Annotated in this window: 13 protein-coding genes and 1 pseudogene; 7 read left to right on the top strand and 7 right to left on the bottom strand. The window is 56.5% G+C overall.

All coding sequences use genetic code 11. From position 1 onward, the window contains the following. The first annotated feature begins 196 nt into the window (after positions 1 to 196). From RBH20_RS17630 to RBH20_RS17620, 3 genes are all read left to right on the top strand, one after another. The gene (locus RBH20_RS17630) at positions 197 to 1,153 is read left to right on the top strand and encodes a succinylglutamate desuccinylase/aspartoacylase family protein (protein ID WP_306711089.1); all 957 of its coding nucleotides are present in this window, start codon (positions 197 to 199) and stop codon (positions 1,151 to 1,153) included. A 138-nt stretch (positions 1,154 to 1,291) separates the two neighbouring features. Then, entirely contained in the window at positions 1,292 to 2,494 is a 1,203-nt protein-coding gene (locus tag RBH20_RS17625; RefSeq protein ID WP_306711087.1) for a hypothetical protein, read from the top strand. A gap of 78 nt (positions 2,495 to 2,572) precedes the next feature. Beyond that, positions 2,573 to 3,433 carry a methylenetetrahydrofolate reductase gene (locus tag RBH20_RS17620; RefSeq protein WP_306711085.1) on the top strand — a complete coding sequence of 287 codons (861 nt, stop codon included), beginning with the start codon at positions 2,573 to 2,575 and terminating at the stop codon, positions 3,431 to 3,433. Between the two features lie 317 nt (positions 3,434 to 3,750). On the opposite strand, the gene RBH20_RS17615 is transcribed toward RBH20_RS17620, so the two are convergent. Together RBH20_RS17615 and RBH20_RS17610 are read right to left on the bottom strand one after the other, a co-directional pair. Next, positions 3,751 to 5,127: an aminomethyl transferase family protein gene (locus RBH20_RS17615; RefSeq protein ID WP_306711083.1), complete on the bottom strand. Its 1,377-nt coding sequence runs from the start codon at positions 5,125 to 5,127 to the stop codon at positions 3,751 to 3,753. Between the two features lie 243 nt (positions 5,128 to 5,370). Continuing rightward, on the bottom strand, positions 5,371 to 5,862 hold the full coding sequence (locus tag RBH20_RS17610) for a dihydrofolate reductase (protein WP_306711081.1): 492 nt from the start codon (positions 5,860 to 5,862) through the stop codon (positions 5,371 to 5,373). Between the two features lie 128 nt (positions 5,863 to 5,990). Between RBH20_RS17610 and RBH20_RS17605 the strand changes: the two genes are divergently transcribed. Then, positions 5,991 to 6,266 (top strand): hypothetical protein, encoded by a 276-nt coding sequence (locus RBH20_RS17605; RefSeq protein ID WP_306711080.1) that lies wholly within the window; start codon positions 5,991 to 5,993, stop codon positions 6,264 to 6,266. A 174-nt stretch (positions 6,267 to 6,440) separates the two neighbouring features. Here the strand turns inward: RBH20_RS17605 and RBH20_RS17600 are convergent, their stop codons facing one another. Then, the gene (locus RBH20_RS17600) at positions 6,441 to 7,094 is read right to left on the bottom strand and encodes a helix-turn-helix domain-containing protein (protein ID WP_306711078.1); all 654 of its coding nucleotides are present in this window, start codon (positions 7,092 to 7,094) and stop codon (positions 6,441 to 6,443) included. A 407-nt stretch (positions 7,095 to 7,501) separates the two neighbouring features. Between RBH20_RS17600 and RBH20_RS17595 the strand changes: the two genes are divergently transcribed. Further along, the gene (locus RBH20_RS17595) at positions 7,502 to 7,669 is read left to right on the top strand and encodes a hypothetical protein (RefSeq protein WP_306711076.1); all 168 of its coding nucleotides are present in this window, start codon (positions 7,502 to 7,504) and stop codon (positions 7,667 to 7,669) included. A gap of 51 nt (positions 7,670 to 7,720) precedes the next feature. On the opposite strand, the gene RBH20_RS17590 is transcribed toward RBH20_RS17595, so the two are convergent. The 4 genes and pseudogenes from RBH20_RS17590 to RBH20_RS17575 form a co-directional block, all read right to left on the bottom strand. Further along, positions 7,721 to 8,821, bottom strand: a complete 1,101-nt coding sequence (locus RBH20_RS17590) for a nitrilase-related carbon-nitrogen hydrolase (protein ID WP_306711074.1) — start codon at positions 8,819 to 8,821, stop codon at positions 7,721 to 7,723. A gap of 102 nt (positions 8,822 to 8,923) precedes the next feature. Then, positions 8,924 to 10,162, bottom strand: coding sequence for an MFS transporter (locus RBH20_RS17585; protein WP_306711072.1), 1,239 nt, complete (start codon positions 10,160 to 10,162; stop codon positions 8,924 to 8,926). 638 nt (positions 10,163 to 10,800) lie between these two features. Then, positions 10,801 to 11,166: pseudogene (locus tag RBH20_RS17580) on the bottom strand (aldehyde dehydrogenase family protein); the annotation flags it as partial. A gap of 289 nt (positions 11,167 to 11,455) precedes the next feature. After that, positions 11,456 to 12,238: an IclR family transcriptional regulator gene (locus RBH20_RS17575; RefSeq protein WP_306711068.1), complete on the bottom strand. Its 783-nt coding sequence runs from the start codon at positions 12,236 to 12,238 to the stop codon at positions 11,456 to 11,458. Between the two features lie 527 nt (positions 12,239 to 12,765). Between RBH20_RS17575 and RBH20_RS17570 the strand changes: the two genes are divergently transcribed. Together RBH20_RS17570 and RBH20_RS17565 are read left to right on the top strand one after the other, a co-directional pair. Beyond that, positions 12,766 to 13,863, top strand: coding sequence for an ABC transporter ATP-binding protein (locus tag RBH20_RS17570; RefSeq protein ID WP_306711066.1), 1,098 nt, complete (start codon positions 12,766 to 12,768; stop codon positions 13,861 to 13,863). 1 nt (position 13,864) lies between these two features. Then, positions 13,865 to 14,671 (top strand): creatininase family protein, encoded by an 807-nt coding sequence (locus tag RBH20_RS17565; protein ID WP_306711064.1) that lies wholly within the window; start codon positions 13,865 to 13,867, stop codon positions 14,669 to 14,671. The last annotated feature ends 14 nt before the right edge of the window (positions 14,672 to 14,685 follow it).

The following is a 14,685-nucleotide window of genomic DNA, read 5'->3' as shown; positions in this document are numbered from 1 at the left end:
CCCAACTATCAGATTGTACTGTCGGCTTATGTGTTAACAGTGACCACACAACATTTTCCACATGACGCTCTCACACCATTGAGGGCCGCTGTATCGGGGTGCCTCTGTTCCGGGGGAGTATCACAGTATCACTCCATGTGGCACAGTGGCGCTCCTCCTCCCAGCGTTTTTTGTTTGCACGCCATCAGGCAGTGATATGGACTACACGGCCGTCACGCATACGACGACTGACCGACGGCTTGGACGGTTACCGTCGGGTCGAGACGTGTCTGTGACTGTCCACCAGTACGTCGGCAGCCCCGGGCCGACAGTGTACATTCAGGCGGCGCAACACGGCATCGAACTCAACGGCCCAGCCGCGTTACGTCGACTGCACGGCCGCCTGACCGGCGCGGCCATCGCTGGGACGGTACTCGTCGTCCCGGTAGTGAACCAGCTCGCGTTCGACCACCGGTCATATATGACCCCTGGCGAGTACGACGTGATGAATCCGAACCTGAACCGTGTGTGGCCGGGCGACGAGTCCGGAAGCCTACAGGAACAGTTTGCCGCTCGGCTGTGGGAACTCGTGAAAGACGCCGACGCAGCAGTCGATCTCCACACCGGCACGGCAGATATGCTGGAACACGTCCGGTGCCGGGCGGACGACGAAGCCGCCCAGCGCCTCGCCGAAGCGTTCGGCACTTCCTACAGACTCACCGACGGTCACGAGGACGCCGGCGACGACGGGTCGGGTGGGACGTTCCGCGCTGCGGCTGCGGAAGCCGGGATTCCGGTCATCACTGCAGAACTGTCGAACAGTCGTCGGATAGCACAGGATGCGGTTGCAGCTGGTGTCGACGGGATACAGAATCTCCTGCGCGAGTGGGCAGTCCTCCCAGCGGAGCCGGAACCACAGGCTGTGCAGACGGTGCTCCGAAACGATGCGGAACCAGTCACCGCATCGGAATCGGGGTTGTTTGAGTGCCGACCGGACATCGCTGTCGGCGACACTGTCGACGCCGGGGAGCGACTGGGCACCGTCTACGAGCCCGCCTCGTTCGAGCAACAACAGATCGTCTCAGCGACAGAACGGGGAGTGATATTCTCGCTTGCCAGGGAGTCTGTTGTCGTGAAAGGGGAGCGACTCGCGGGTATTGCGATACCGCGATAACCGGCACGAGTCCAAGGAATCGTCCACGAGCACTGTTTCAGACGTTCGTTGCTAGCCGCAGTTTTGGGGTAGTTTATAAATGGGTTCGGTATTCCACACCTATCTCTACACCACAACGTGTCATAGTCACTCAATGACATGGGACTTCACACCGCTTTCATGGCGCTCGCGGAGGTCATCGATGCGTACGAATCCCGCGGTCGGTCAATCGAGACCGTCGAAGCATCGCCGGCCGACACCGGTGATGCAGTCCTTGATGTGACGCTGGCGATGCCGGTCTCGTTGCGGTCCGGCGGCGGCGCTGATGAGGGCCTCACGCCGGAGACGGCGAGGCTGAACGACAGTGGTGACCTCGAAGTCACATTCTCACCGTCGGCCACCGAACTCCCGTCAGCTACCGGTTCCTCACTGTCGGTAGACGATGCCTCAGCGACAGTCACCGACGACGGCTTGCTCCTGACGGTGCAACTGATAATCGACGCCACAGGCGCGCCAGACGAGGCAGCCAGCGCCGACTGTGGACCGGAACAGGCTGACGCTGGCGGCGCAGAAACCGTCACCGAAACGCGTTTGGCCGCTACCATTGAGGGTGACGATGCCTTGCCCGACGGGTCGGCTGTCTCGGATTCGGAGTCTATCAGTGACGGAAGCGACAGTTCACAGAAAAGCCCACAGTCAGATGCCGCGTCTACGGCGGATACGCAGTCTGATCGCGAGACCGACTCTGAATCCGACCTATTCGCCGCCGTCCGCGACGACTCCGTGCCACCGTACGAGGACACCGACTACCTGCAAGCGCTGTACGATGAGTGTGACAACTTCAGAGCAATCGCTGAGCAGATACAGATGGACGTCTCTTCTGAGACGGTCCGCCGATATATGATAGAAGCGGATATCCACGTCCCGAACACGTACGATACGTCCAGTGATGACGAGGAAGACCCGTCGGCTAAATCAGGGACCGCGGATGAGGACGCTGCCCAGTCTGCAGCGATAGATGAGGACGATCAAATCAGTGTCGCGGAGCCTGTCTCAGCCGAGTCGTCGGATTCTGCCAGAGAGTCGGTCAGAGAACTTCCGGACGAGCAACTGGTCACTGACGGGATTGGACTCCCGGCTGCTGTCCAACTACAAGACGTCGCGGATGCCGTCGTCGATTCTGACACGGTGTACGAGGTGCAGCGATGTCTGCGTCTCGAGCGTGGCCAGACCCGAGATCTGCTGGAGCAACTCAATCTGTTAGATCTCGTCCTCTGCCGGCTCGCAGATGAACCGGACCATGCTGTCTCCTACGGGACTGTGGCCAGTCGAATCCGGCAGTGTACGCCTCATAGCGCGTGATAGGAGTGAGTCCTTATAAATGGGTTCGATGCCCCACCCACAGAGAAAAGTACGGGTGCGTCCTAGCTCTGGCAACTCATGGCCCTCGGAACACGCACGGTCTCAGACAGTCAGGGTGTCCGGACGCTACTGACGAGCGCCCGGTTTGAACTGATGCCGTTCGAGAGCTTCGACGAGGAGATTACCCACCTCCCCGACAATGCGACTATCGCAATCACGACTTCGCCCCAGCTCGGCATCGAGAAGACCGTCGAAAAGACGGCGGAAGCCGCCGAAATGGGGTACGACGTTGTGCCACATATCGCGGCCCGCTACGTGGAAGACAGGGACCAACTCGAATCGATAGCCGAGCGACTGGAACAGGCGGGCATCACGGACATCTTCGTTCCCGGTGGCGACCGCGAGGAACCGGCCGGTGAGTACGAGTCAGCGCTCGACATGCTCGAAGCGCTCGAAGAGACCCAGTACTCCTTCGAGGAGGTAGGCATCACGGGCTACCCCGAGGGCCACGACTTCATCAACGACGAAACGCTGGCGGAGTCGATGGCACAGAAAGCACCGTACGCGACGTATATCGTTACACAACTCTGTTACGACCCGGATGCCGTGCTGGAGTGGGTCGAAGACATCCGTGCTCGCGGTATCGAACTCCCAGTCGAAGTGGGCATCCCGGGCGTGATGAACTACCAGCGGTTGATGCAAATCTCACAGAAAGTCGGCGTCGGTGATTCGATAAAGTTCCTCAGGAAGACCACGGGCATTCTTGGGTTCGTCAAGCAACTGGTCGGCTCCCGCGGGACCTACGAACCCGACGAACTCATCGATGGGCTCGCGCCCTACGTTGGAGACGACGAGTACAATATCCGCGGCGTCCACATCTACACGTTTAATCAGACGCCCGACACAGAGCAGTGGCGGCACAAGCGTCTCGACGCCTGAACCTGACCGGCTACTGTCCAGACCCGGGACAGCCAGCTACACTCTGTTTTCGACAGCCTTGCGAGCCGAAACTGTCAGCAGGCCCCACTATGACCAGACTATCCCCAACGCAGTCCAGCAGGAAACTGAATTAATATTCGCCACGCCGCATCTATATGGCCGCATCTGTACGGCTGCAGAGCGGCAGTAACAATCGGCATGTGAGCGCGATGTCGCGCTACAACAATGTTGGTGGGGACGGAGTGCTGTGATCTGCATCATAAAAAGGTGTCAGGCGAAAATAAGCGAGTAGGGTGCTGGGACAGACGGAGTGGGGGCTAGTCGTCGCTTTCGGCCTCTTTCCGGGCGTTGAGCTTCGCTTGCTCGCGGGCGCTCGGATTGACAGACTCCTTGAATGGCACCTTCGCGGCGGTCGCAAACACCGGCTCGCCGGATTCCTCGGCGTACTCATCGGGGAGGTGGACCTGGAACTCCAGATCCAGTTCCTCGTCGTATATTTCGTCGTTGAGCGGCGTATCGCTGACTTCCTGAATCTTCTCGGCTGGGACGAATCCCATCCCGATGTTGGTCTCTAAGTCCGGATTCCACCACGGGGACGTGAGGTAGCCACACTCCTCACCGGTATCCGGATCGGAGATGAGCCAGAAGTCCGGGGCGTAGTCACGGATTGGCTCGCCAGCAATCTTCAGTCCGATGAGTTTGTGCTCGAACGGATAGTTGCCGTTCTCGATCTGTTCTTTCTGTGCTTCGAGCGCCTCTCTGCCGATGTAGTTGGCTTCTTTGTCGTCGGGGACGTGGTAGCCGAGGTTGACCTGGAACGGGGACGTTTCGTGGTCCATGTCCTGTCCCCAGGACATGATGCCGGCGGCGATACGGCGGTGATGGCCAGGTGCGATCTGGCGGCCGCCGTGGTCCTTGACAGACTCCATGACAGGGTCCCAGACGCGCTCGGCGTTTTCCATTGCGTCTTTGACGTAGATTTCGAAGCCTTTCTCGCCCGAGAAGCCAGTCTGGCTAATCAACACGTCACAACCGTCGATTTCGGCGTCCATCAAGCCGTAGTACGGCACGTCACTGACCTTGTCGCCGACGACATCAATCATCACGTCCTCGGAGCGCGGGCCCTGAATCTGCATCGGCGCCACGTCGATCTCGTCGATTTCAACATCAAAGTCGTTGTCGACGTTGACACCCTGTAACCACTGCATCAGCGTCGAGTCCGAGATAGAGAACCAGAACTCGTCTTCCTCGGGGCGGAGCAACACTGGGTCGTTCAGGATGCCGCCATCTTCGTTACACAGGATGACGTACTTTCCGTCCATGGCGTCCATGCCTGTCACATCACGGGTGACGACATAGTTCGTCAGCGCCTCGGCGTCGGGTCCCTTGACCCGGACCTGACGCTCTACGGCGACATCCCAGAGGGTGACAGTGTTGGTCAGTGCGTCGTACTCTTTCATCACCCCACCGTCCTCGGGTTCGATGAGGCCACGCGGGTGATAGAGGCGGTTGTAGACGGTCGCCCGCCAGGCGCCCTCCTCATTGAAGGACTTGTGGAAGAACGGGGACTTTCGAACGCGCGTCGACACCAACATCTCGATGTTGGGGTCACCAGTCTGGCGGAGGTTACGGGGGACGGTCCGGTCTGACTGGTCGACACTGGGATAGTTAGGATGTTCCTCGTTACCGGTCATGCCTCTGAAAGAACATATGAAATGCTAATAAAAGATATTGTTACTTGCTTCTGGGGTTTATGTACGGGTAGCTTTTGTGGGTAGCAAAGACGGACAGGAGCGTTTTCCAACAGCCCGTGAGCAGGAGTATTCCACCAGAGCCGTGTCGTGTTACTCAGCAGATGCCGAGGGTTGTAGTGTGAGAACGGACCGACACAGAACACAACCGGGCAGTTGCTGTGACTGTTCGGACAGATATCAATCCTAGTCGCTGCTGGTTCGAGTGTATCTCACAATAGCAAATTCGCTATGAGTCGTTCGTTCCGTCTCAGTCCAGTGCGACCAGTCGACTGTCGGAAAGACCGTATCGCCGTCGAAAGCTGCTGTTAGTTCGGTCAGAATGAGTTCGTCGGCCTGTGGGAGAAACTGCTCGTACACTGTCGCCCCGCCAATAACATACGCCGTAGATGCGTCACTATCGGCCGCTTCGGCCAATGCCGCCGTCGTCGAGGTAACGGCCGTGACACTGTCTGGAAGTTGCTGCGGCGCCGTGGTCAAAACAATGTTCAGCCGCTCCGGCAGCGGGCCATCAAGACCACGCCGAATACTCTCGAAGGTCCGCCGCCCCATAATCACCGGATGGCCGACAGTTGTCTGTTTGAAATGTGTCAGATCCTCGGGATACTGCCACGGGATGTCGCCGGCGGCACCGATCACACCGTTAGCCGCGACGGCGGCGATCAGTGAGAGTTTCATACGTACCCCTTTGTCGGGTTACTGGTAATAAATCCGTCCCAGCACGACTTCGCAACGCCAGAGCCACCCCGGACTTTGATAGCGTGTCTCGCGCGCGACTTATGGTGTTCAGCCATATAAAATGCCGTATGGATACGATTCACCTGTCGCCCGGTCCCGCCGCCGCTCAGGCGTTTCGTCTAGGGATCATTGCGAGTGCTGTCGGTGGACTCGCCGGAATCGCGACACTGTACTGGCTAGATGTCCTGACTCCGGTCTTTGCTGGATACACACTCGTTCTTCTGTTCCCCGTGTATCTTGTCTTCGTTGCGACAGCACTGAGCGTGTGGTTAGGCTATAACAAAGACGCGACAGCACTACGGCCAGTCTACCGTCAAAAAGATTCGAACGGGCGATCCGAGTAGAGTATTGCGGGAATGTAGATCTCATATCCGTTCTGATACATCTATTTTTGAGGGTTTTTGTACACATACTGTAGAATTTAAATTCAAATAGGGTTCGGTATCACAGGCGTGGATTTTAATTCAACAAATCGAATGGGAGCGGCCGCGGGCGCCCCCAATAATGGATCTGTGAGCTTACTTCTCTCTATCAATTATTGTTGCCGCAATGAGGTTCCGCATTCCACGACGGAGTCTGCCGCTCATCGCTGTTGAGGACAGGCCAATTTCGTCGGCAACTTCGTTCAGAGAGATATCCCTTGGTTCTCCGAAATAGCCGTGTTCATATGCAGTTATTAGCGCAGTCAGTTGTTCGTCGGTCAACCCGTATGACGACTCACCGCCGGTGTCCGTATTTCCGTATATTTCGATGATATCGAGAGAAATGTCGTTCTCGTTTGCATACTCCCAGATCGTATTGAGTGCCTCGCGGTCAGGGAGCAACAGTCGGACGAGCCAGCCGTTGCTCTTTGTCTCTGTATGGACGAGAAATCCGTTGACATCAGTAACGACAGAGCTGATGAGTTTCGTTTGTGGGGTGTGTTCGATATAGTATATGCCGGTCTGGTCGGTCCAGTCGACAAGTTCGTAGCTCTGGACTGTCGGGTCAGCATCAAGCATCTCTTCGAGTCGGTCCCTGTCGGGATACTCAATGAGGAATGGAAATACGGTGGACCCCGGATCGGTGTTCCCCTGCGTGATGACACGAATCGCTACGTCTTCGAGGTTCTGTAAGGTTGGAACCAGCGCGAGGCGTTCGTGTTCGATATGTATTTTAGTCGTTATTGACATTTTATGGTGCGAAGACTGCTATCGAAGTCAGAGACGAATACCAGTCCGACAACTGGGCGCCATCATATGTGAATTACTGTATATACGCAGGTTCTCTACGTCAATGTTTACATGCACAGGTGCACACACGAGGGCAAAAATAAAAAGATGACTGCCGGCGGAAATAGCTCACATCACTCATAGCAGATCGTATTCTCACTAATGAGACCAGCATGGTGGCCACAGTCAAAACACCGAAGAAATATAGAACAACTTTGAAACTGTGTATCATGAATCCACTAAATTCGTTGCACAGCACACGTATATACCCAGACATGCATCAACAATCATTTATAATTGGGTGTAATAAACACCCGTAATTATCCCCTAGTGAGCTTAGAAAGCTATACCCAGTATTATGTATTGATATGAGCAAGACACAAATCCAATCCACCGAGGAAAGCAAGTTCTCAAACAACGACTTCTATCTGCCGGCAGTCGCCCTTCCACCGAACTTCGGTCGTATTGAGTCGGTCGTGTCCGACCTGTTCGACTTCCACGGTGTCGTGTTGATTCCCGACAGTTACAACAAGTAATACGCCGACCATCGTTTTGCAGCCTGTTCAGGAATAGACTAGCACGTCCGTTTAGCCTACCAACTCGTCAGCAACCGCTTCGACAGCCTCGACAGGCACATCGTACTCGTCGGCTACCGCCTGTGCTTGTGCTGCCGAGAGCGACCCGTTTCCAGCGACGGCATGCTTGCTGGGTCCTTGTGGCTGTGACGGCGCTAACGTTTCGTCACTGATGGACAAGCTGACTGCGTCCCACCGTGTGTAGTGACCCATCGCATCGAAGTACGCCTTCGTCGCCCGCCGTTCGTCGTCTCGGAACTCGGCGGTCAGGAGGCCCTCCTCACCAACCAACGGTCCGGCTTTGACGATCCCCGCCGGGTTTACCAGCATACTCCCGCCTGCGGCGACGTTGAACCCGAGTTCGTCCTCTGAGAACCCATCCGGCACAGCCTCGCTCATGTACGCCGAGCACGCGGCGACGAACGACTGGGTTTCGAAGGCGTACTCACGCATTGCAGGATAGATGTCACAGGTATCTACAGCCTCACTGGTCTCCGCGCGGGTCTTGTCCCCCGGATGACCGTGCTGTTCCCAGAAGCCGGGCCAGACGGCAGCGTGTATTTCTTCACCCATTGCGGTCAGCGCCGCCTTCGAGAGCGTCATATGGTTCTCATAGCAGATGAGCCCGCCGAGTCGACCGACATCCGTTTCGTAGGTGGCCAGGCTTGATGGGTCGCCACGCCCCCAGATGGCACGCTCCTCATGGGTCGGCATTAATTTCCGGTGGCGACCCATCAGTTCCCCGGTACTGTCGAAGTAAAACAGCGAATTGTAGAGCGTCTCGCTCCCCTGCCGGTCACTGACTTCGTTCGTCCCCAGTACGAGCGTGAGGTCGGCTTCCGCGACTGCCTCGCCGAGTATCTCGATAGCCTCATCGTCGACATGGAGACTGTTCTTCTGGAGGTCCACCATCAGGTCAGTCCATCTGGAGATGGACACACTGCCCCGCCAGTATGGGTACCCCGGGAAGTACGTCTCCGGGAAGACGACGATGTCCGCACCGCCCCGGCCGGCCTGCTCGATATACCGGCATGTCTTGTCCAGCGTTCCCTCTTTGTCGTGGTAGACGGGCTCTACCTGCGCGGCCGCAAGTGTGAATGATTCGGCTGGCATACGTTTGCAGCACACAGGCCAGCAGCAAGTCAGTTGGGCCGATATCCATGGGACGCGATCTTTGAACTGTGTCGTGAGAGACCGGATTGAGCGCGTCCTATCCTACTGGCGTCCCGGTTCTGGAGCCTGCCAGGCGACGATGATACCTGCGACGGCAACCGCGCCAGCCAGTAGAAACGCCGGCTCGAATCCAGCTCTGTTCACCACGGCTCCGCCGGCAATCGGTGCAACAAACGCCCCCGCGAGGCCGATACTGGTCTGGAATGCGACCGCCGTTGCAGCGACGCGCGGGTCGACGAGTTCTCGGACGTACGTAAACGAGAGGCCAAGCGTCAACTGGACCGCAAATCCAATCAGCAGGAGGACAGCAACGAGCAGGGCCAGCGAGCGAAACTGTGTAAACCCGAAGAGAAGCGGAGCGGCAAGACCGAACGACCACAGCACGATCGGTCGCCGTCTGCCGTCAAAGACTCGATCCGAGATGAGGCCGCCGCTGATTCGAGAGAGTACACCAACGGCGGGGAATACGGCAACAACAAGCCCGCTCACGGCTAGAGAGAAGTCCAGCCCCTGCGTGAGGTACGACGAGCCCCAGCTGTTCACGAACAGGTACAGCGCGTAGCCGAGAAAGCCGAGGACACCGACGAGCCAGACGCTTGGGCTCCGGAGCACTGCTCCGAATTCCCGCAGGGACGGGGCATCGCCGTGGCTCCCGCCGTGCCCGCGGCTCGCTGGCCAGAAAACGGCCAGCCCCACGATTGCAGGGCCGATAAAGGCCAGAAAGACAGCCGGCCAGCCGAACCGCTCAGCGATGAGCGGACCTGATCCCTGTCCAAGTGCGAAGCCAACCGGCCCGCTCGCGGTGAAGATGCCGACTGCTGTCGCGCGGTGAGAGCCGTCGACGGCCCGGCTCACCATATCGATGCCGGCGTTCCAAACGACGACATACGCGGCTCCGCCCAGTGCACGCGAGGCGAGGATTGATTGGAATTGACCACGCCGCCCGGCTCGCCAGCCCCACACCCCGGCGATGAGTAATATGCCCACTGCAAGTGCCATCGCGGTTCTCGAATCGGTCCGATCCAGCACAGCACCGGCAGGGAGGCTGACAACAACAGCGGTCCCAAACATGACTCCGACCAAGAGGCCGGCAGCTGTCGGCCCGACCCGCAGTGATTCCTGAATAAGTGGTGTGACACTTGCAGGGACGATCTCGTATGCGGCCAATCCCATCGAAATCAGGCTCGCACCAACCACGAGCCACCACGTCGAATTGGCCGTTCGGACAGATGATTCAGCAGTGGTATCGGAAATGTCGGAATCAGTGGCCTGTGGTGTCATTCTGTTGGGCGAGAGTGTTCTGTCATCGCAGTGTCGTAGTTGGCATCGGAGCGAGAAGTGAGAAGCGCAGCCAGTTCGAGTGGCGAGCGTCTAGCAAGCAGTTCACGAACAACACCGAAAAAACTGCCTGATGAGGAGCGGTGGCGACTGAGAGTCACTGTTTGCGAATGAGATAACAGGTCATATTGAAACCATGGGGCCTGAAGCGGATGATACGACAGAGTGGTTGCCGAGTGCGGCGTAGCATGAACGTGGAACCCGTGGCACGACACCCAAACAGAAACGGGAAAGCAATCGAATATATAGACGCCAACCCATATTATAGGAGTGAAACATAAAAATAGGGCCTGTAATTTCCCGGTTTTCGTTTTATTTTTTCGTTTATACCAACAAATAGTCTAATCCCAGTATTCGTTCGAGCACATTCAAAATAACTGTGCCAGATATGTTTATACTCGCGTGAGGTGAAACGTGGTTCAGTATTTGTATTGAGTCTCCAAGGTTGGCTATCACATCAGATCAGTGGGTTCCATGGGGCAAGTCGAGGAGACTCCACTTCCCCACCGGGATATCGGGTTCCAAAGACGCTAGAATACCGTTGAAAAGGGTCGACCGCTGAATTTTGCGGCATTCTAGCGTCAGATTTCGGGGCTGTCGAGGTTGACGTACACCGTTTTGGGTTGCTGATACTGCTCTACCGCTGCCCTGCCGAGGTCGTGGCCAATGCCTGACTGCTTGAACCCGCCGTACGGCCCTTCGGGTCGGATCGGTCCGTACGCATTGATGTAGACAACGCCTGCGTCTATGTCTGTGGCAGCCTGATGGGCGATATCAGTCGATTCTGTCGCGACCCCGCCGGCAAGTCCGAACTGCGTGTCGTTTGCCAGCGCGATGGCCTCGTCATACGTCTTGAACGACTGGACAGTCTGTACGGGGCCAAAGATTTCTTCGCGCGCGATTCGCATATCGGACTCGACATCTGTGAACACAGCCAGTTCAACGTAGCAGGCTGACGGTTTCACGGAAAGGATAACAGAAGTGCAGGCGTTATCTGTGGTGAGAGGTGACCGGTGCGCTGGTCGTGCAATCAGTGTGAGAAAGCGACGCAGATGGCTTCCCAACGATTTTGCTATTTCGATCATATGAAACGTTCGAATCAAAACACGAGATGTAGAGGGAAAATCAAAAGGGCCCAATACCCACATAGCCAAGCTCGGGGACAAAATCATGCCGAACTGACGCTACGTCTCTATTTTAGCGGTGATGCCAAGCGTTTCACTACCATATTCACGTCTATCCGTCTATAGTACTGTATTCGTAGTACTGGCTTCGAACTTCGATTTCGTTTTTCGTATATCGAAGTATCTCTAGTAGATTTGCCATATACCTAGAGGTGAATCGATCTCTGGGTCCAGTAATACCAAGCGACACCATGACTTCCTGTTCGTCGTTGAATATCGGAACGGCGACGCCTCGAACGCCTCTGAGATGCTCCTCATCATCTATCGCATAGCCCTGGTCACGGATTCGCTCAAGCGCCGCTGCGAGATCAGACCGGGACGATAACGTGTTATCAGTCCCTTTCGGAAGCCCATGGTTGGCAACGATTTCGTTTCGCTTTTCGACCGGAAGATGCGCCAGAATTACTTTACCCAGCGATGTCCAGTGCATCTCTGTGTGATTCCCGATGGGAATTTCGTCGCCCGCAGCCTTTCCGCCTGAGCTCCTGTAGAGGATGACCCGCTGGCCGTTCTCCTCGATGCCAGCACCAGCAATCTCGCCGGTTTCTCTGCTGAGCTCTTCAACCTTATTGCGAAGCAGTCGGCCGATGTCAAGTCTTTGCCGAACACTGCCACCGAGCTCCAGAAAGCGGAACGAGCGACGATACTGTCCGGATTCCTTGACAACGTAGTCCCGCTGGACGAGTGTATTGAGGTGGATGAAGACAGTGCTTGTGGGGATATCAAGATGAGACGCAAGATCGGAGAGGCCAATTGGTTCAAGTTTTCCGAGGGCGGCGAGAATGTCCAGCGTTGTCTCAACCGCGCTGATCGTTTTTTTGTTCTGTGAAGGCATGAATGCGCTTTTTCTCCCAGGGTAAAATAGATTCCGTCAGGAAACAAAATGTTTCCAATCATCTTGAAAACTGATGCTTTCCCCTGAGAGAGGCGAATCTAACAAGAGTACGAGTGTTATTTTTGTATCCCTCCCTACTCACGGAAAATGGCAACATACCACATGAGGGCCTATGATGTAATGTCGAGTGCCGGATTTAGTAGTTACAGACACTCTAGAGTCGGTTTGTGACAGTCGTGTATTCCGTACGAGCGTCCCCAGTGACTTTCAATCTCATTGAAAGAGATTGGAAACGCGTTGATATCCGGCCTTTACGAAGTAGTGAGCCTCTACTCCGTATTCTGTATCATAGGATGTGGTCATACGTATCGGTGTGACGTTTAGCCTCGGTTCAGAACCGTCGGCTACGCAGTCATATCGGAGGTTGCGCCACAGGTGCTCCGCGGGTTCCGATGTGAGTGGCCTGCGTGATGTGCCAATACTACCAACATTTATTAATGATGATTGCGATGCTTCTTCTACTCGGTATGAGCGAAGTTACACTATCAAACGTCAGCAAGGTATACGACGACAGCGTCCTTGCAGTTGAGGACCTCTCTCTGGCCGTCGAGGATGGGGAGTTTGTCGTCGTTGTCGGACCCTCGGGGTGTGGCAAGTCGACGACACTTCGGATGATTGCCGGCCTCGAAACGGTCACCGACGGTGAGATTGCTATCGGGGAGAACGTAGTCAACGACGTTCGTCCACAGGACCGGAACATTGCGATGGTGTTCCAGAGTTACGCCCTGTACCCACACATGACCGTACGCGATAACATGTCTTTCGGGCTTCGGCTGTCAGGCGAGTACGATGATCAGATCGAGGAGCGGGTAACTGAGGCCGCCGAGCTACTGGAGATTTCGGACCTCATGGACGACCTGCCGAAGCAGCTCTCGGGTGGCCAGCAACAGCGTGTCGCACTTGGACGGGCGATTGTCCGCGACCCAGATGTGTTTCTGATGGACGAACCGCTGTCGAATCTTGACGCCAAGCTCCGGACACAGATGCGTACGGAGATACAGCGGATTCAGGAAGAGCTTGACGTGACGACAATTTACGTCACGCACGATCAGACGGAAGCGATGACGATGGCCGACCGGATCGTGATTCTCAATCAGGGTGAACTCCAGCAGGTTGCGCCACCGGAACGCTGCTACGATAAGCCCAACAACAAGTTCGTCGCGGGGTTCATCGGATCGCCATCGATGAACTTCTTCGAAGCGAGTGTGACGAATAGCGGCGGGCGCGCGACGTTCCACTCGTCAGATATCGAGTTTACGCTCAACGTCGACATTCCGGACGGAGAGTACACGTTGGGCGTTCGTCCAGAAGATTTCGTCGCCGAGGGCGCCGGCGAGTACATCGATACAGTTGTCGACGTCGTAGAACCAATGGGGTCTGACAACTTCCTCTATCTGGAGACTGGGGGCGGGTCGAAAGAAGTCGTAGCCCGGGTCGATAGCGAGTATCGCCCGGAACGGGGCGACAAAATCGAGCTCGGGTTTCATACAGAGGATATGCATCTGTTTGGTCCCGATGGCGAGCGAGTGGAACTGAATCAGCCACAGCGGACAGAATCAGTGTAATATGTTGTACGATACTATCGGTCGGAAGGACAACGAATGGGCTGGGATGACTGCGAGTCAGATCCGAGATGTCGGTGAACAGTCGGGCTCTGTCCTCGTTATTCCCGTTGGAAGCGTCGAACAGCACGGGAATCACCTCCCGGTCATCACCGACACGCTCCTCGTTGAGGCGATGGTCGACACTGCTATCGAGCGTCTGGACGACGTGCCTGTCGTCGTGACACCGCCGGTCTGGAGCGGGTTCTCGCCACACCATCTGTCGTTCGGTGGGACCCTGTCACTCGAGTTTGCACACTTGCGAGCGACACTTGAGGATATCGCACACGCTGGCATCCAGAACGGATTCGATGCGGTGCTGTTCGTCAACGGCCACGGCGGGAACAGTTCACTCATTGACGCCGTCGTGAGTACCGTGGGCGTCGACACTGACGCCGAAGTACTGGGAACGACGTACTTCCACTTGGCGTCGGATAGAATCGAGGAATTCCGAACGACCGAGACAGGGGGGATGGCGCACGGCGGTGAGTTCGAAACGTCCCTCATGCTCGCGCTCCGACCAGACCTCGTAGGCAACCCAAAGGTCCGCGACGGCGAACCGATGGACGAACATTACGGCTGGGGCGGGCAAGACTTGCTTGACGGAGGCAACGTCTCTGTCTACCGCTCGTTCGACGAGTATTCTACGTCCGGGGCCATCGGGACGCCGAAGCAGGCGAGCGCAGAGACAGGCAAACGAATCCGCTCGGTCATCGGCGACGAACTCGCGGCCCTCATGACTGCGATTCACGAGCACAATGCTGAGCAGTGAGTGACACAATACAA

The sequence above is a fragment of the Haloarcula sp. H-GB4 genome (genome assembly GCF_030848575.1).
Lineage (GTDB): Archaea > Halobacteriota > Halobacteria > Halobacteriales > Haloarculaceae > Haloarcula.
Note: the sequence above shows the minus strand (reverse complement) of the source record. Positions and strands in the feature narration are given on the sequence as shown.